Origin of the sequence: Acinetobacter sp. ACNIH2 (assembly GCF_002934965.1) — a bacterium.
In the GTDB taxonomy this organism is placed as follows: domain Bacteria; phylum Pseudomonadota; class Gammaproteobacteria; order Pseudomonadales; family Moraxellaceae; genus Acinetobacter; species Acinetobacter tandoii.
In genome coordinates this window covers 3,568,346-3,585,428 of sequence record NZ_CP026412.1, presented here as the reverse complement: position 1 = coordinate 3,585,428, position 17,083 = coordinate 3,568,346, and the positions used below count along the sequence as shown (strand labels likewise).

The window sequence follows — 17,083 nt, the reverse complement described above, 5'->3', positions numbered from 1 at the left end:
TTCTAATTTACATGGTTTATTTCAGACTAAAACAGTTGTAATTTAATTAAATTAAATCTGACTAAAATGCTTATATTTCAAAAATATTAAAACAAAGTATTTTGGTCTATTTAAAAATGGATTAATTATTAAACTGTACTAAATAAGTTGGATTAAATTTTAGATTTATTAACTAATTCTCATTGATATTGATAATTGAACAATAAATATACACTCAATTGGGTGGGATGAGGAAGGTTTATTTATTTTTCTGAAAAAATGAAAATACAGGTGTATCTATGTCGTAGAGTGTTGGATTGGATTGGATTGGATTGGATTGGATTGGATTGGATTGGATTGTGAGCAAAACTACATTGTAGGAAATCAGCGATGAATTTATCAATAAAGACCTTTGTACACGACAAAAAAAGACAACTCATTGAAATAATGGCATAATACTTGTTTTCTGACGACGAATATGATGACACATTTCAATGAGTTACATCTCATCTTAAACAAATATCTAAAGTGGAACAAGTCACGTGTAAAATGTTTTACACTGATTATGCTGGCATTAATTGTAAAACAGACATGTAATCTTTCTTCTGCATCTAAAGCCTTACCCATCACGTGCTTACCACAATCATTTTATCGACGTATACAACGCTTCTTTGCAGATCAGTATTTCGATTATCGTCAAATTTCTCAGTTAATTTTCAATATATTTTCATTCGATAAAGTCCAATTAACTTTGGATAGAACCAACTGGAAATGGGGAAAACGAGATATCAATATCTTGATGTTAGCCATCGTCTATCGTGGAATAGCGATACCTATTGTTTGGACATTGCTCAATAAACGTGGAAATTCAGATACAAAAGAGCGTATTGCTTTGATTCAACGCTTTATCTCCATTTTTGGTAAAGATCGTATTGTGAATGTGTTCGCAGACAGAGAATTTATCGGTGAGAAATGGTTTACATGGTTAATTGAAAATGACATTAACTTCTGTATACGTGTTAAAAAAACTTTATTGTGACCAATCACTTAGCCAAGAATCATAAAATTAGTGATTTATTTCGTCATCTTCAAGTTGGTCAAACAGAATGTCGTAAACGACGTATTTGGGTTGGTCGAGTGAAACTGTATATTAGTGCGCTACGATTAGAAGATGGAGAACTTTTACTTGTTGTTTCTCCTATGTTTAATGCTTCTGCTATTGGTGATTATGCATTACGCTGGGAAATCGAAACCTTATTTAGTTGTCTCAAAGGACGTGGATTCAATCTTGAAAATACTCGTTTAACAGACCCTAGACGAGTCAAGAAATTGATAGCAGTGCTAGCGATCGGTTTCTGTTGGTGCTATTTAACAGGTGAATGGCAACATGATCGAAAAAAAGCGATAAAACTAAAGAAGCATGGACGACTTTCAGTAAGTTTATTTCGCTACGGTTTGGACTATGTTCAGATGGCTATTCTACGTTTGATTGGTTTTGGAAAAAAAGAAGAATTTAAGAAAGTGCTAGCAATTTTAAGAAAGAAAAAGCCTGATAGGACAAGGGCCCTATGAAATTTGTCGTGTACAGAGAATAAAGACGATTTGACCCCTCGATATCATTTAGATTGGTTGGAAGTGAATCAAAGTTCCGAAATTTATTTCTGCATTTCATTTGAGAAAAGCTCATTTGATCTTGAAATTTTTTTGGCGATGTAATGCGAGTGTTTAATGCGAATTAAAATAATTTGAGATTGAAATTCCAACTCGCCAAATTCTGGTTCTACTTGTATGTAGTGTAATTGACCATATTCATCTCTAACGCGAGCTTGGGCGGAAAAACCGGGGCGAGCATTACCACTTGAAATCGTTGCGAGTCTACCTAACAAATTAGACTGGAGTTGCATTTGCGTAGGTTTAATCACCTGATCCAGACAGTGAATCATAAATACAGTAAAGAATATCGCAATAATTAATGCAGGGAGAATGACATAATATGCGGGTAAAAAATGCTCTTGCTGTGCGAAATAACTAAACTGAAGGAAATAACCTGAGAAGCTAAAATTCATTAACAGAAAGACTAAAATTAAGATTTTAGAAAACTTTACGTTGAGTAAGGGGGCTTCTGCGAGTTTTTGTGGGATAACACGCTTAAAAAACTGGCTTGGTCGGATATGTAGAAAATAACCAATGGTTTCTACCAAGCTGAGTAATACAAGGGCCAATAAACTTAAATGAAACGGCATTAAATTTATATCGTGTATTAACTCAAGCATGGCAAATTCCATAGGTTATTCAGGTAAGTAGATTCCGCCATCAGAATGCACAGTTATCTCGACCTTTTCAAGTGACTGACCCAAGCAAGGGCCAGATATACATTCGCCAGTTTCTACGGTAAAGAGAGCACCATGTGTCGAGCATTCAATATATTCTTGGTCACGGTCAAGGAACTGATTTTCTAGAAATTCAAGTTCTACTTGTAAGTGCGGGCAAACATTTTGATAGGCAAAAAAAGCGCCATCTCGCTGTGTAATAAAAATCGTATCACCATTTGGCGTTTCAAAAGCACGTGCTTCACGCTCTGGAATGTCTTCGGTCACACAAAGTTTATGCATTAGGCACATTCCTTCTTTTGAAAGTTTGTTAGCAATTGCGCATAGTCTTGATTGGCTAGACGTGGACCAAACTGTGAAACCACTTCACTGGAAATCAAGATCGCAAGTTCTGCCGCAGTCTGTAAATTATCACCTGTGTTCAGCGCATATAGGAATGAACCAGCGAATGCATCGCCAGCACCATTGGCATCAACCGCAGTCACAGCACGACCAGATACACGAATGGTTTCTTGTTCAGATGAAATAATCGCACCTTCTGCGCTTAATGTAATTACAACGTATTTACTATGTAGCTTCAATTTAGCCAATGCATCTTCAACTGTGGTGGTTTCGGTATACATCATAGCTTCTTGTTGATTACAGAAGAGTAAATCTACGCCATCATCTAACAATTCATTTAAACCTTCACGCGCATATTGCACCATGGCTGGATCAGACAGCGTTAATGCAATTTTGACTCCATGAGCACGTGCAATTTTACGGGCTTGTCTAACTGCTGCACGTGCTGTAGCGCTGGTAGATAAATAACCTTCGATATAGAGCCACTGTGCAGTTTTTAAAGGCTCAAAATCAATTTGTTCTGCAGAAAGTTCTGCGGTAATGCCTAGGTAGGTTTGCATAGTACGTTCTGAGTCAGGACTGACCAAGACCATGCAAGTTCCTGTTACACCTTCACTGACTGATTTAGCCGTTGTTTGAATACCAGCCTCATTTAGGCCGTCTAAATAAATTTTACCTAATTCATCATTACCTACGCGGCAACCATAAAATGCTGTACCGCCAAGTGCGCTAAACGCTACGGTTGTATTGGCAGCAGAACCACCTGAAGCCTGACCTTTATATACTTCGGACTGTTTAAGTTGAGTATATAAATTTGCTTGTTGATCACCATCCGTGAGTTGCATGGTTCCTTTTTGCAGGTTGTGTTGCGTAAGAAATTCATCAGAAACTTTAAATTCTTGGTCAATCAGCGCATTACCAATTGCAAAAAGATCAACAGAGGTCATGTCGTTCAATCACATCTAAAATAAAACACTAAGTTTACACCAATGCTCAGGATTGCAGAAGTTTTGTGAATAAAATTCAAGATTGTACCTAATTGATTGTGTTTTATTGTTTAATAGGCAAAACCAGTGTTAGGTAATAGATAGAAAATGGAACTCATCATTAAAGAAGCTGAACAATTACCTGCTCAAATTGAGACTTTACTCAAGTTGGCAAATAAGGAAGGAGTGAATGTTGTTCAGCGTCTCATTGACGAATATGCAAGTGGCCAAAATCAGTTTAAAGACGAAGGTGAGTTTTTATTAATTGCATACGATGGTGATAAGTTAATTGGTTGTGGTGGTTTAAACCAGCAACGCGAAGAAGAAGGACAAAGAAGTCGAATTGGACGAGTGCGACGTTTTTACGTACATCCCAAATATAGACGTCATGGAGTAGGAAAAGACTTGTTGGCGTATTTAGAAAATAAAGCCAAGCCTAATTTTTCAGCGCTCTGCTTACAAACAGATACACGTTTGGCAGCAGATTTCTATCAAAAACAGAACTATGTTTGGGTCGAAAATAATCCAAGCTATAATTATTTTAAATATTTAATTTAGTTTTCAGTTATTTACTTGAATAGATACGATGCGTAGTGTGTTACTGTGTATGGTTCTAGACCTGAATAAAATACTCGGGTTTATACGTGAATTATGGCTCAAACTAAAGCTATAATCATTTTATTAGTTTTATTTAAAAGATTATTAGGAGCGCACATGACTGTAGATGTGACTGAAACTATTTCTCAAACTGTACATCCAGCGTTTCAGTTGATTCGTCAACACCATGTTGAAGCCTTAGATATTTTAGTGACTGAATACCAGCATAAAGTGACTGGTGCGGTACATTATCATCTTGCGACTAATCATGATGAAAATGTGTTCTTGGTGGCTTTTCGTACTCAGCCCATGGATTCAAAAGGTGAAGCGCATATTTTAGAGCATACTGCATTGTGTGGTTCAGAAAAATTCCCAGTGCGTGATCCATTTTTCTTAATGATTCGTCGCTCATTAAATACTTTTATGAATGCCTTTACTGCTGCGGATTGGACAGCATATCCATTTGCCACACAGAATAAAAAAGATTTCCAGAATTTGCTTGAAGTGTATTTAGATGCAGCATTTGCAGCCAATCTGAATCCATTAGATTTTGCGCAAGAAGGTATTCGTATTGAGCTTGAAAATGGTGAGCCAGTATATAAAGGTGTGGTTTTTAATGAAATGAAAGGGGCTATGAGCTCACCCTCAGATCAGTTATATCATCAGTTAGCACATCACTTATTCCCTGAAACCACCTATCACTATAATTCAGGTGGCGACCCTAAAGATATTCCAGATTTAACTTACGATGAGTTAGTAAGTTTCTACAAGTCACACTACCATCCAAGTAATGCCGTTTTCATGACCTTTGGTAATGAATCTGCTTACAACTTACAAGAACAATTTGAAACTCTGGCATTGGCGAAGTTTTCAAAAGGTGAAACGCTCTTTTCTAAAGAAGAGCGTCGTTTGACTGCACCACTTGAAGTGACTGAAACCTATGCAGTGGACGCAGAAGATTTAAAAGACAAGACTTACCACATTATTTCGTGGTTATTGCCTAAAGCCAGTGAGATCAAACTGCGCTTAGGAATGCGCCTTGTAGAAGGTGTATTGTTGGAAGATTCGGCTTCTCCGCTACGCCATTATTTAGAGACTTGCGGTTATGCACAGTCCACAGGCCCAATTATGGGTGTAGATGACTCTAACTATGAAATGACATTCTACTGTGGCGTACAAGGTTCAAACCCTGAGCATGCCGCAGAGTTTAAAGCAGGTGTATTTAAAGTTTTAGAAGATGTGGCTTCGAAACCTGTCGATCAAAACATGGTCGATGCGATTTTACATCAAATTGAATTACATCAACGTGAAATCAATGGTGATGGCATGCCGTATGGTCTAAGCCTCATTTTAAATGGTTTAGGTAGTGTTATTCACCACAGTGATCCAATCACAGTGTGGGATGTAGACTCAGCGATTGCTGCAGTGAAAGAAGAATTGAAAGATCCAATGTGGTTATCAAATTTAATCAAAACACATTTGATTGATAACCCGCATCGTGTGCAAATGACTTTAGTGCCTGACGCAAACAAATCTGCGGTAGAAGCGGCGGCAGAAAAAGCACGTTTAGCAGCCATAGGCGTCCAACTGACAGATGCTGAAAAAGCAGAAATTCAGGCGCAAACTGAAGCATTGAAAGTTCGTCAAGATACACCAGACGATCTTAACCTTCTGCCAAAAGTAGGTTTAGAAGATGTACCTGCGGAACTACAAATTGTACAAGGGCAATTGCGTGAGATTATCTCAAACCGTATTGACTATCCGTTAAATCTTTATCATGCGGGTACGAATGGTATTTACTACAATCAGGTGCTGATTGAAATTCCGCAAGATGTAGTGCAATCACCATACTTTAACTTGTTATCTATTTTGATGGGTGAAGTTGGTGCGGGGCAGTATGACTATCTTCAACTACAACAACTGCAAACTGCAGTGAGTGGTGGTTTGGGGATGGGGGCATCTTTACGCTCTAAAGTCGATGATAAACACAAGATTAGTGCATGGTTAACTTTGACCACTAAATCGTTGGTGAGTAATTTTGATAGTATTGCTTTGTTAAAGTTGGCGTTTGAACAACTCCGCTTTGATGAGAAAGATCGAATCATTGAGTTATTACAGCAACGTAAAACGCGTTGGGCATCGCGTCTTTCGGGTTCAGGGCATAGTTATGCTATGCAAATTGCGGGACGTAACCACAGCGCTTTAGCGCAACGTGACTATCATAATACAGGCTTAGGTGCATTAAATTGGTTAGGCGATTTGGTCGGTCGAATTGAAAAAGATGCAGCAGCTTATGATGATTTAATCAATGAATTAAAAGCGATTCATTTGAAACTTTTACAAGCACCAAAACAGTTCTTATTGGTCTGTGAAGAACATCAGTCAGACCGTTTGGTTGAAGAAGTGCAAAATGTTTGGGACAAGTTAGATGTTCCTCAGCATAGCGTTGCGCTTAAAGCTGTTGAACAGGTCAATAACCATGCAAATGAAGCATGGTTAATTCAAGCCAATGTACAGTTCTGTGCATCTGCATACCCAGCGGTAGATGTTGCACACGCTGATGCAGCGCCACTCATGGTATTGGCAGCATATTTACGTAATGGTTTCTTACATAGTGCAATCCGTGAAAAAGGCGGAGCTTACGGTGGGGGTGCAAGTTATGACGGTAACGCTTGTTCCTTCCGTTTCTATAGCTACCGTGACCCACGCTTAGCAGAAACATTTAATGATTTTGAAGCCAGTGTGGCTTGGTTGTTGAATACTGAGCAACAACCGCATCAGTTGGAAGAGGCTATTTTAGGTCTCATTGCTTCAATGGATAAGCCAGGTTCACCAGCGGGTGAAGCTATTACTGCGTGTTATTCATTATTACATGCACGTACACCTGCATTCCGTAAGCAATTACGTGAACGTTTATTGGCTGTGACATTAGATGACTTGAAGCGTGTAGCGGAACAATATTTGCTTAATCAAGAAGCCGATAAAGCTGTTGTGGCTCCGATGGCAAAAAAAGATGAATTGTTAGCATTAGGCTTCCAAATTCATCAAGTTAATTAATACAATAAGAAAAGGGGTGTGTTTATGGCGTTCAAATCATTTGAACGTGGTGTGCTATCGCTGAGTGTTATTATGCTCAGCTCAGCATATACTGCTGCCTATGCGCAAGATCCAGTAGAAAAAATTTCACCTGCGAGCCCAGAAGCTTGTGTAGGTTTGGAGTCTAACGCAGATCGATTAGCTTGTTATGATGCTGTATTTAAGGTGCCTGCAACTGAAGTAAAACCAAAGGTTGCGGAGCCTGTTTTAGTCAAGCAAGCTGCAGCGAAACAGGAACCACAAAGCTCGGAAAAACAAGGCGGCAGTTTTAGCAATTTATTTGCACTGGAAGGGCCTAAAATCGACCCAAATCAATCTTTGCTAGATAAACGCTGGGAACTATCTCCGGACAGTAAATTAGGTACATGGAATATTCGTGCTTACAAGCCTGTATATTTGCTGCCTGTGTTTTGGTCAAGCAAGAAAAATGAATTTCCAGATAGTCCAAACCCGCGTAATACCGTTGATGAAGACCAAAACTTAAAATCGACTGAGGCGAAATTTCAAATTTCACTCAAGACCAAAGCTGTAGAAAATTTATTTGGTGATAATGGTGACCTTTGGGTGGGATACACGCAGTCTTCACGTTGGCAAGTTTATAACGAAGATGAGTCGCGCCCATTTCGTGAAACCAATTATGAGCCTGAAGCGAGTTTAATGTTTCGCACCAATTATGAAATTTTGGGTTTAAATGCACGGTTATTGGGAATTACCTTAAACCACCAGTCTAATGGTCGTTCAGATCCTCTATCGCGTAGTTGGAACAGAGCAATTTTGAATTTAGGCTTTGAGCGCGACAACTTTGCTTTGATGATTCGTCCTTGGTACCGTTTTGATGAAAATGCTAAAGATGATAACAATCCAGATATCAAAGATTATGTGGGACGGGGTGACATCACAGCATTCTACCGTAAAGATGATCATGATTTTTCTTTAATGTTACGTCATTCTTTAAAAGGCGGAGATGATTCTCACGGTGCAGTACAATTTGATTGGTCTTTTCCAATTCATGGCAAATTGCGTGGTCAATTCCAGTTGTTTGATGGTTATGGTGAAAGTTTGATTGATTATAATCATCGAGCAACCTATGTTGGTTTAGGGGTATCGTTACTGAATTGGTACTGATACTTTTTGAGTAAGTTTTAAAAGCCTGAAATTTTAATTTCAGGCTTTTTTAGTTGGAATTATTTCTAATTTTTTTGCTGTTTTGAGTCCTTTATTTGTCAGTATTCTGTGTTGTAAATTACACGTACTCACTCACTGAAAAAGAGTTTGTATTCACTTTAAATTTGACATTATTTGAGCTTCGCTCATGGTTTATCCGTACAGAATAGAATTGAATGCCGCTTAATTTTTCAAACATTTTCTCTTTTGAGTAACAATCCATCCTGAATCCTTCAACCGATCTGAATATCCGTAGGTGGATGTTTTAAACGTGTTTTCTTTGGCGTGGCAATCATATACGCCAAAGTAAGTGGGCCAAGACGGCCAGCAAACATGAGGAGCATTAAGGTTATTTGGCTGGCAGGTTGTAAGTCGGAAGTAATACCACGTGATAGACCAACGGTACAGGCTGCTGATACAGCCTCAAAGAGTAAATCGAGAAAATGGTGTTTGGGCTCTAAGAGCAATAAGGTCAAAAAACCCATAAATACCAACATGGCAGTAATAGACACTACAGCCATTGCTTTAAATGAAGTATTTTGCGGTATCGAAAAATTAAAAATACGTATTTCATCGGCACGGCGTAAAAAGCTCACTACGCTTAAAGTGACGACAATAAAGGTGCCGACTTTAATACCGCCCGCCGTACTTAAAGAACCTCCACCAATAAACATCAGTACCATAGTGACCAGTGCGGATGCATCGGTCATGTCGCCCACATTCAAACTGTTAAATCCAGACGAGCGAGGGACTGTCGCATGAAACCATGCATTAACAGCTTGTTCCATCGTACTCATAGGGGCAAGTGTAAGCGGATTATTGGCTTCTAATAGCCAAAATACTATAAAGGCAAATAGATTCAGCCCAGTGATTGTTAATAAAATCAGTTTGCTATTTGGGCTGAGTTTTTTCCAGCTTCTTTGCTGTTTAATGTCCATTAAGACCAAAAAACCAATCCCACCAATGATATACAGCATGCTAATAGTAAATGTAATGAAATATTGGCTAGAAAAGTCCATTAAACTATTGGGAAATAAAGAAAACCCACCATTGTTAAATGCGGAAACACTGTAAAAAGCTGCATAAAAGAAAGCTTTTAAGAAATCATATTCTTGCATCCAAGCGATAGTGAGAATACATGTGCCGATGGCTTCAAAAAATAATGAATACAACAAAACAGCTTTAATTGTATGAGAGACTTTGGATAAGCTGGTATGACCAATAGTCTCCTGTGCCATAATTTGCTGTTTTAATCCAATTTTATTTGAAAGGCTCATCACGGCTAAAATAGCGAAAGTCATAAAGCCTAAACCACCGCATTGCAGTAATAGCATAATGACGACTTTGCCAAATACCGTATAAGCCTCACCAACATTCACTGCAGACAGACCTGTAATGGTCACTGCTGAAGTTGCGGTAAATAACGCGTGAATCCATGACAAGTCACCATGATGGGCAATAGGTAATTTGAGTAGTAAAGTTCCCATCAGAATAAAACTTAAAAAACCAAGTGCTAATAAGCTTGGAGGACTTAAGTTGACCGTATTTTTTGGTTTTTTTCGTATTGTTTTCATATTATTTAAAACGATTTGATAATTTTCGTAATTGTTCCAGATGACCCTCAACCACAATAATATCGCCACGCTGTAATATCAAATTGGGGTCTACCTGATATAAAAGATCTTTGCCACGCTTATGTAAGATGACATTAACTTCAGGATTGTATTCACAAATTGTCTGAAAACGAGTGCCATGTAAATTGTCTTTAACTTCAATTTTTACCATATAGCGATCATCTTCCAGAGACATGTAGCGACTGACCATTGGATAACTGAGCGACTGTGCAACACGGACGCCCATATCCTCTTCTGGATGAATAATTTTATCGATACCTAAATGGCTCAGGATCATATGGTGAGATTTTGATTTTGCTTTTACCCAAATTTTTTCGATGCCCAGATTCTTGAGATGTAAAACACAAAGAATACTGGCTTCAATATCTTCACCGATGGCTACCACAACAGCATCACAGTTTTGAATGTTTAATTCATTGAGTACGTGTTCATCGGTTGCATCTGCAATTACAGCATGAGTGAGGACATCAGAAATGTTTTCTACATACTTTTTATTGCTGTCGATACCCAGTACATCATGCTTTAACTCAACCAATTCAGTTGCAACAGTTGCACCAAAACTTCCTAAACCAATCACTGCAAATTGAGCCATGTTAGGTCCTTATCTTGTTAGGTGTATTATTATTTACACATTTGAATTTCATAATGTCTAATCATAGCGTTAATTGATGCTTGAAATGAAGTTTTGCTGTATCGACTGTGCATTTAGTAAAAGCAAAATGACTAAAATAATTAGGGTTTTAACATGAATGAAAAGAAAATTTATAAGCAGTTAACAAAATGGTTTCCTGAGTTGAAGCAGAATCCATTGCCTAAAAAAAAGCATCGTGCAAAAGCGGAGCACTTTTTAACTTGGTTAAATTCTCAGGAGAGTGAACAAGCTGTTGAATATATGATGGGACTGAATATTCATCAATATTTGGAAAATGGACTGGCAGAACATCCTTTTTTTCAGCACATGACCACTGAAATTGAAATGGTACAAGCACAAATACAATCACGTGCAGATCCAATTTTAAAACACTATGAGCAATTTGAGCATGTGATTGGGCGTTTTTATCGGGTACAAGATCAAATTTTAGAAATCATTTTGGACGAAATTTATAAATTTCTAAAATTGCAGAATTTCGCACTATTGTTGCTTTGGGGTAAAGAGCATTATTGGTTGGCCGTGCCGAATCAACCCAAAAAAATTGAAGTATTTTGTGAGTTATTTAATCGGCAATTCGATGAGGCGGGTTTGAAAGTAGAAAAATATCAACCTTCAGAAATGTCTTGGTCTATTTGAATGACAAACAGAGCCATAAAGACTCTGTTTGTATGGGGCGATTGATTATTTTAAGAAGCGCTGGTAACCCAGATTGTTGGTAATTTCCACATATGGATAAGTAATGCTTTCTAGTGTTTCAATTAAACCATCTGGGTTTTGTTTGGCATCGCTGGCTTCTAAACCGACCAAAACACGACCTTCGGCAGCACCGTGGTTACGATAGTGGAAGAGGGTAATGTTATGAGTTGGCCCTAAACGCTCAAGGAACGTTAGTAATGCACCTGGACGCTCTGGGAACTCGACACGGAATAAACGCTCGTTTTCTAAGTCTGCATGACCACCGACCAAGTAGCGAATGTGTAGTTTTGCAACTTCATCATCAGAAAGGTCGTCTACATCATATTGAGTCTTCAGTAATTCATGAATGTCATGACGCTCTTTTTCACCATTTTTTAGGCTAATGCCTACAAAAACTTGTGCGGCAGATGCATTGCTTGCACGATAGTTAAACTCGGTGATGTTACGACCTTGTAGTGCACGGCAGAATTTGAGGAAAGAACCTTTTTCTTCTGGAATCGTTACTGCAAAAATCGCTTCTTTGTGTTCACCGAGTTCGGTGCGCTCTGCGATATAGCGTAAGCGGTCAAAGTTCATGTTTGCACCGCAAACAATTGACACCATGTTTTTACCGTGAATATTGTGCTCTTCAACGTATTTTTTAATACCTGCTAAAGCCATCGCACCAGAAGGTTCGACAATGCTACGACATTCGTCATAAGTATCTTTAATGGCTGCACAAATTTCGTCAGTGTTCACCAGAACAACTTCACGTTCAACAATAGGTCCAGAGTTATCTGATTTTTGCAATTGTAAGACTTCAAATGGCTTTTCACCAATTTGTGCAACGGCTGTACCATCGGCAAATAGACCAACTTGAGGCAGAATCACACGTTCATTGGCTTCAAATGCTGCTTTTAAACAAGCCGATTCGTCATATTCAACAGGAATAATTTTGACATGTGGCGCAACGTCGCCTAAATAAGCTGCGATACCTGCGATTAGACCGCCACCACCAACAGCAACGAATACATATTCAACATCACGCCATTGACGTAAAATTTCATTGGCAATGGTGCCTTGACCCGCCATGACCAGTTCATCGTCATAAGGGGGAATAAACGTCATACCTTCATCTTTGGCACATTGAATCGCATATTTATTGGCAACATCGAATGAATCACCATGTAGAACGACTTCACCACCCAAGCGTTTGACTGCTTGTACTTTAATGTCAGGTGTCGTTTTTGGCATGACAATAATGGCGCGAATACCTAACTTTTGACCAGATAAAGCCACGCCTTGAGCATGGTTACCTGCTGAAGCAGTAATAACGCCACGTTCCAACTGAGATTTCGGTAATTGACTAATACGGTTATACGCACCGCGTAGTTTGAAAGAAAAGACAGGTTGTAAGTCTTCGCGTTTGAAGCGAATGTTGTTGTTTAGCTTTTCACTAATTCGTGGCGCTGCTTCGAGTGGGGTTTCGATTGCAACGTCATACACCGTTGCTTGTAAAATTTGTCGAACCAAACGAGACAGCATGTTAATTTTCCATCTAACAGTTTAAAATAGGCGCTTATTGTAACAAACCCCTACACATTTGCGTTTTAAAATTGCGCAAAACGTGAAAAAAAGTTGAGTGATGTCATGAGTCTATATGCAACCCAAGATGAGAAAAAACAAGCAGCAGCGAAAGCTGCTTTAAAACACTTACCAAAAGGCGGCATCTTAGGGGTGGGTACAGGCAGTACCGTTAATTTTTTAATTGAACTTTTACCAGAGCTTCAACTTGAAGCGGCAGTAGCAAGTTCAGAAGCAACTGCAGAACGTCTAAAGAAACTCGGTATTGAAGTGGTTGATATGAATCATGTCGGTGGCTTGGATGCTTATGTTGATGGTGCAGACGAAATTGACCGTCATATGCATATGATTAAAGGCGGCGGTGCTGCTTTAACTCGTGAAAAGATTGTGGCATCAATTGCAAAGAAATTTGTGTGTATTGTTGATGATTCGAAATGGGTTGAACAATTGGGTCGTGAGTTCCCATTGCCTGTAGAAGTGATTCCAATGGCGCGTTCGGCTGTAGCACGTAAAATCGTGAGCTTGGGCGGTGACCCAGTTTACCGTGAAGGTGTAGTGACAGATAACGGCAATGTTATTTTAGATGTTTATAACTTGAATATTCTAAATGCGCTTGAACTTGAAAAGACTATCAATAACATTCCGGGTGTGGTGTGTAACGGCATTTTTGCGTTAAATAAAGCGGATATCGCTGTCGTTGCAACAGACAACGGCATTGAAGAACGTACTGCTGTTTAAAAAATCCTCCCTGACCCTCCTTTGAAAAAGGAGGGTAGTTTCTCTATTTGAGCTAACAATTTAAGTCATGTTTTAACTTTTAGCTTAAAGTGAAGACTGAATAATCTAAATAAAATTTCAAAATAAATGACCCATACACTGCCAGAAATTCAGATCACCCATCATGCACGCGCAACACGTTTAAGATTACGTGTAGAGCCAACACAAATTCGTTTAACAGTTCCAAAGGTTTGTACAAAAAAACAGATTCAGGCTTTTTTACAGCAGTCTGAGCAATGGATGATTGAGACTTGGCAGAAACAGCAAAAAAAATCAGGACAGCTTGACCGAAGCCTGCCGATACAATTGAACCTATTTAATCTAGAGCAACCTTTACCAGTAATTTATAAAACACAAAAGCAATCTTTTATTTTTGATAAACAAAATCATCAGCTTTGGGTGAGTGATCGACAACCAGAACAATATCTCAAAGCATTTGTGATTGCGTATGCTAAGCAGCATTTACCACATTTTTTAAAACAAGTCAGTGATGAGATTGGTTTGGGGTATTTGGCTTGTAATATTCGACAAGCAAAAACTCGTTGGGGGAGTTGTAGTGCAAAGCATGACATTATGTTGAATAGTGGTTTAGTATTGTTTCCTAGGGAAATTACGCGCTATGTGTGTGTGCATGAATTGGCACATACGGTTTACTTTGATCATGGTGCACATTTTTGGGCAAAAGTAGCTGAATACGATCCAAATTTTAAGTCGCATCGTCATACATTAAAAAATACAGCATTGCCGTTTTGGTGGTTCTCTTCTTGAAAAAGCTAAATTTTATGATGTGATTAATCTGATAGATTTGAGTTTGAATGAGTAAATAAATCATCTACACTGCGATTACTTTTAGTACAAGCTTTTAGTCTTGGGCGTGAATTTTACAGATACCCATTATTTTATATTAATTGTTCCAGCTTGCCTGATCTTAATGGGAAGCTTGTTTCTAATATGCCATTATTTTTATCAGGCTCCAAAATACTTATTTTGGCTAGGCCTAGGTTATATCGTGCCTTCTTTTTCATTGGCAGCACAAAGTTTTATGTCTAATTCAGAGCTGGCTCTGTCTGCACCTTTACTGGGAGGGATGTATTTATTTGGCGCTTGGGCAAGTGCCTATGCAATGGCATTAAGAAAAAAAGGCCATGTGCATTCCTATTGGTGTTTGGGGTTAATTGCGATAGCCCTATTGTTGCTGGGCTATTTTTCATACGTAGATAATCAATTATGGATCAGGATGTTGATTCTTAATTCCACTATTGCAACAGTAGAGTCATTGGTTTTATTTTCGATATTTAAAAACTATCAAAACATTGATATATTTAATAAAATTGTAGATTTTTCTTATTTTTTTATTGTAATTTATACTTTTACACGCAGTTTAATTATTTATCTATTTTTGAGTGATATTGAAGCTGACATGCTGGTCACCTCCGTTTGGTGGTTAATTATGCTTGCTGCAAGTATTTTTTTAAGCATGTGGTTTGCGATTGTTCTGTTAGGGACTTTGGTGCGAGATATTATTCATAAGTTGAATGATGAGCGTCAGAAAGACCCATTAACCAATTTATTAAACCGACGTGGTTTTTATGAAAAAGCCAAGTCAGTACTTTCATATACATCTCAAGACACCCATTTTTTACTGATGTGTGATATTGATCATTTTAAGCAAATCAATGATCAATATGGTCATTTGATTGGTGATAGCATTTTGCAACAGGTTGGTGAAATTATTCGGGAAAGTGTTCGAGGTCAAGATTTGGTTGGGCGTTTTGGTGGTGAAGAATTTATTTTACTTCTAAAAGTAAAAGACCAATATCAGGCTTATGCAATTGCCGAACGTATTCGCATCGCTATAGAAACTAAGCGGTTGTCAGTGAGCAAAATATCGGTCACAGCCAGTTTTGGTTTAGCACAGATCGTTGAGCAAGATTTTATACGTGCGATTGGTGCTGCTGATCAATTACTGTATTCTGCGAAGCAATCTGGACGAAATTGTATTGGTTTGGATTGTACCCAGATGATTTCTACTGCATTGAATTAAAGTGTTAACAACACTAAAACATATAAAATCCAAGCAAAACAGTTTAGAAAGCCTCAACTTCCTGTCATACTACGCAGTTACAAAATGGCTGCTTTTGAATAGGGGTAAAGCGCGTGATTTCAGTAGGTATTGTTGGTGGAACAGGTTATACAGGTGTTGAATTATTGCGCCTATTGCTTCGACATCCAAATGTACAAGTAAATGTACTGACATCACGTACCGAAGATGGCCGCCGTGTCGATGATATGTTCCCAAGTTTACGCGGACATACAGATCTTAAATACTCAGACTTAAATATCGAAGAATTAAAACAGTGTGATGTAGTGTTTTTTGCAACACCGCATGGTGTAGCGATGAAACATGCGGAAGAACTCGTTGCAGCAAATACGAAAGTAATTGATTTAGCTGCTGACTTCCGTTTGCAAAATTTGGTGCAATTTGAAAAATGGTACGGTATGCAACACGCATGCCCTGAGCTGCTTAAAGATTCTGTGTATGGTTTATCTGAACTAAACCGTGACAAAATTAAGCAGGCAAATGTGATTGGTAACCCAGGTTGTTATCCTACAACAGTACAACTTGGTTTGGCACCATTGTTTAAGCACAGTGACACATTGGTTAAACCTGAGAGTATTATTATTGATGCGAAATCAGGTGTTTCAGGTGCTGGGCGTAAAGCAAGTATGGGTATGATTTACACTGAAAACGCTGATAACTTTAAAGCTTATGGCGTCGCAGGACATCGTCACCATCCTGAAATTGTAGAAGCCTTAGAAAATATTTCAGGTCAAACTGGTGTTTTTGATCAGATCTTGTTTGTTCCGCATTTAGTACCCATGATTCGTGGCATGCTCAGCACTATTTATGTGGATTTGACTGATGCAGGTGCTGCTGTCGATTTACAAGCATGGTATGAGCAATTCTATGCAAATGAAAGTTTTGTAGACGTGATGCCTGAAAATAGTTCACCTGAGACCCGCTCAGTGCGTGGAGCCAATCAATTGCGCATTGCTCTATATAAACCACAACCTAAAAAATTAGTGGTTTTGATTGCGCAAGATAACTTGGTTAAAGGTGCTGCTGGTCAGGCTGTTCAAAATATGAACTTAATGTTCGGTTTTGATGAAACAGCAGGTCTAGAAGGCATTGGTTTATTACCATAAAACTTATTAAATACCTTCACACACATTTAAATTTAGATTTAAATGTGTGTTTTGAATAAT

Annotated in this window: 15 protein-coding genes; 9 read left to right on the top strand and 6 right to left on the bottom strand. The window is 38.4% G+C overall.

All coding sequences use genetic code 11. The features are described 5' to 3' along the window. Nucleotides 1–460: 460 nt before the first annotated feature. A protein-coding gene (locus C3F34_RS17095; RefSeq protein WP_104442269.1) for an IS4 family transposase occupies nt 461–1,551 on the top strand; the annotation gives its coding sequence in 2 pieces (ribosomal slippage) (nt 461–1,001 and nt 1,001–1,551; 1,092 coding nt in all). A gap of 83 nt (nt 1,552–1,634) precedes the next feature. On the opposite strand, the gene C3F34_RS17090 is transcribed toward C3F34_RS17095, so the two are convergent. Genes C3F34_RS17090 through C3F34_RS17080 form a run of 3 tightly spaced genes read right to left on the bottom strand, consistent with a single transcriptional unit; the run spans nt 1,635 to nt 3,598 of the window. Next, nucleotides 1,635–2,252 (bottom strand): OB-fold-containig protein, encoded by a 618-nt coding sequence (locus C3F34_RS17090; RefSeq protein ID WP_016167795.1) that lies wholly within the window; start codon nt 2,250–2,252, stop codon nt 1,635–1,637. Between the two features lie 15 nt (nt 2,253–2,267). After that, nucleotides 2,268–2,576 carry a Rieske (2Fe-2S) protein gene (locus tag C3F34_RS17085; RefSeq protein ID WP_165492958.1) on the bottom strand — a complete coding sequence of 103 codons (309 nt, stop codon included), beginning with the start codon at nt 2,574–2,576 and terminating at the stop codon, nt 2,268–2,270. 14 nt (nt 2,577–2,590) lie between these two features. After that, the gene (locus C3F34_RS17080) at nt 2,591–3,598 is read right to left on the bottom strand and encodes an adenosine kinase (RefSeq protein ID WP_044738466.1); all 1,008 of its coding nucleotides are present in this window, start codon (nt 3,596–3,598) and stop codon (nt 2,591–2,593) included. 147 nt (nt 3,599–3,745) lie between these two features. Between C3F34_RS17080 and C3F34_RS17075 the strand changes: the two genes are divergently transcribed. From C3F34_RS17075 to C3F34_RS17065, 3 genes are all read left to right on the top strand, one after another. Further along, on the top strand, nt 3,746–4,195 hold the full coding sequence (locus tag C3F34_RS17075) for a GNAT family N-acetyltransferase (protein WP_104442176.1): 450 nt from the start codon (nt 3,746–3,748) through the stop codon (nt 4,193–4,195). 156 nt (nt 4,196–4,351) lie between these two features. Then, nucleotides 4,352–7,291 carry an insulinase family protein gene (locus C3F34_RS17070; protein WP_044738468.1) on the top strand — a complete coding sequence of 980 codons (2,940 nt, stop codon included), beginning with the start codon at nt 4,352–4,354 and terminating at the stop codon, nt 7,289–7,291. Nucleotides 7,292–7,315: 24 nt separating this feature from the next. Next, entirely contained in the window at nt 7,316–8,455 is a 1,140-nt protein-coding gene (locus C3F34_RS17065) for a phospholipase A (RefSeq protein WP_044738469.1), read from the top strand. Between the two features lie 272 nt (nt 8,456–8,727). On the opposite strand, the gene C3F34_RS17060 is transcribed toward C3F34_RS17065, so the two are convergent. Both C3F34_RS17060 and C3F34_RS17055 read right to left on the bottom strand, forming a co-directional pair. Beyond that, on the bottom strand, nt 8,728–10,068 hold the full coding sequence (locus tag C3F34_RS17060) for a TrkH family potassium uptake protein (protein WP_104442175.1): 1,341 nt from the start codon (nt 10,066–10,068) through the stop codon (nt 8,728–8,730). A 1-nt stretch (nt 10,069) separates the two neighbouring features. After that, entirely contained in the window at nt 10,070–10,720 is a 651-nt protein-coding gene (locus C3F34_RS17055; RefSeq protein ID WP_104442174.1) for a potassium channel family protein, read from the bottom strand. Nucleotides 10,721–10,873: 153 nt separating this feature from the next. On the opposite strand from C3F34_RS17055, the gene C3F34_RS17050 reads away from it, so the two are divergent. Further along, nucleotides 10,874–11,416 (top strand): hypothetical protein, encoded by a 543-nt coding sequence (locus tag C3F34_RS17050; protein WP_044738472.1) that lies wholly within the window; start codon nt 10,874–10,876, stop codon nt 11,414–11,416. A 45-nt stretch (nt 11,417–11,461) separates the two neighbouring features. On the opposite strand, the gene ilvA is transcribed toward C3F34_RS17050, so the two are convergent. Continuing rightward, nucleotides 11,462–13,000 (bottom strand): threonine ammonia-lyase, biosynthetic, encoded by a 1,539-nt coding sequence (ilvA, locus tag C3F34_RS17045; RefSeq protein ID WP_016167804.1) that lies wholly within the window; start codon nt 12,998–13,000, stop codon nt 11,462–11,464. 105 nt (nt 13,001–13,105) lie between these two features. Between ilvA and rpiA the strand changes: the two genes are divergently transcribed. The 4 genes from rpiA to argC all read left to right on the top strand — a co-directional run bounded on the left by rpiA (nt 13,106) and on the right by argC (nt 17,023). Then, a complete protein-coding gene (rpiA, locus tag C3F34_RS17040) occupies nt 13,106–13,777 on the top strand; it encodes a ribose-5-phosphate isomerase RpiA (RefSeq protein WP_044738473.1) in 672 nt (223 codons plus the stop codon). A gap of 126 nt (nt 13,778–13,903) precedes the next feature. Further along, nucleotides 13,904–14,584, top strand: a complete 681-nt coding sequence (locus tag C3F34_RS17035; RefSeq protein ID WP_044738474.1) for a M48 family metallopeptidase — start codon at nt 13,904–13,906, stop codon at nt 14,582–14,584. Between the two features lie 163 nt (nt 14,585–14,747). Further along, a complete protein-coding gene (locus C3F34_RS17030; protein WP_104442173.1) occupies nt 14,748–15,860 on the top strand; it encodes a GGDEF domain-containing protein in 1,113 nt (370 codons plus the stop codon). Between the two features lie 113 nt (nt 15,861–15,973). Further along, nucleotides 15,974–17,023 (top strand): N-acetyl-gamma-glutamyl-phosphate reductase, encoded by a 1,050-nt coding sequence (argC, locus tag C3F34_RS17025; RefSeq protein ID WP_044738476.1) that lies wholly within the window; start codon nt 15,974–15,976, stop codon nt 17,021–17,023. Nucleotides 17,024–17,083 lie beyond the last annotated feature (60 nt).

Coding starts and splice junctions, on each gene's coding strand:
- C3F34_RS17090 (WP_016167795.1), bottom strand. CDS start 2,252: ATGCTTGAGTTAATACACGATATAAATTTAATGCCGTTTCATTTAAGT.
- C3F34_RS17080 (WP_044738466.1), bottom strand. CDS start 3,598: ATGACCTCTGTTGATCTTTTTGCAATTGGTAATGCGCTGATTGACCAA.
- C3F34_RS17075 (WP_104442176.1), top strand. CDS start 3,746: ATGGAACTCATCATTAAAGAAGCTGAACAATTACCTGCTCAAATTGAG.
- C3F34_RS17070 (WP_044738468.1), top strand. CDS start 4,352: ATGACTGTAGATGTGACTGAAACTATTTCTCAAACTGTACATCCAGCG.
- C3F34_RS17065 (WP_044738469.1), top strand. CDS start 7,316: ATGGCGTTCAAATCATTTGAACGTGGTGTGCTATCGCTGAGTGTTATT.
- C3F34_RS17060 (WP_104442175.1), bottom strand. CDS start 10,068: ATGAAAACAATACGAAAAAAACCAAAAAATACGGTCAACTTAAGTCCT.
- C3F34_RS17055 (WP_104442174.1), bottom strand. CDS start 10,720: ATGGCTCAATTTGCAGTGATTGGTTTAGGAAGTTTTGGTGCAACTGTT.
- C3F34_RS17050 (WP_044738472.1), top strand. CDS start 10,874: ATGAATGAAAAGAAAATTTATAAGCAGTTAACAAAATGGTTTCCTGAG.
- ilvA (WP_016167804.1), bottom strand. CDS start 13,000: ATGCTGTCTCGTTTGGTTCGACAAATTTTACAAGCAACGGTGTATGAC.
- rpiA (WP_044738473.1), top strand. CDS start 13,106: ATGAGTCTATATGCAACCCAAGATGAGAAAAAACAAGCAGCAGCGAAA.
- C3F34_RS17035 (WP_044738474.1), top strand. CDS start 13,904: ATGACCCATACACTGCCAGAAATTCAGATCACCCATCATGCACGCGCA.
- C3F34_RS17030 (WP_104442173.1), top strand. CDS start 14,748: ATGGGAAGCTTGTTTCTAATATGCCATTATTTTTATCAGGCTCCAAAA.